Raw genomic sequence first — 408 nt, forward strand, 5'->3', positions numbered from 1 at the left:
AGCGAGGCAAGGTAGATGCCGGCGTTCGCAACTAGATCCGGCTGGGGGGGGGCTACGCCGGTGGGGCGCTCGCGGCCCTGGTCGGCATTTGAGCGGCGGGAATCGATCTTTCCAACCTTGCCCTGGTTGCCGGAGCGCTGTCGCTCGGTATCGGTTTCGGTCTGCAGAACGTCGTCTCCAACTTCGTCTCCGGCCTGATCCTGCTCGCCGAGCGTCCGTTCAAGGTTGGCGACTGGATCGTTGCTCGCGACATAAGCGGCACGGTGAAGAGGATCAGCGTGCGCGCTACCGAGATCGAGACGTTCCAGCGGCAATCGGTGATCCTGCCGAACTCCAATCTCATCAACAACGCGGTCGGCAACTGGACGCACCGCAACAAGCTCGGTCGCGTCGAGATCAAGATCGGCG

General features: G+C 63.0%; 1 pseudogene. It reads left to right on the forward strand.

Features of this window, described 5'->3' with window-relative positions:
* Positions 1-408 (forward strand): annotated as a pseudogene (locus tag EN859_RS35560) (mechanosensitive ion channel domain-containing protein); the annotation flags it as partial.

The organism is Mesorhizobium sp. M00.F.Ca.ET.216.01.1.1 (assembly GCF_004010325.2).
In the GTDB taxonomy this organism is placed as follows: Bacteria; Pseudomonadota; Alphaproteobacteria; order Rhizobiales; family Rhizobiaceae; genus Mesorhizobium.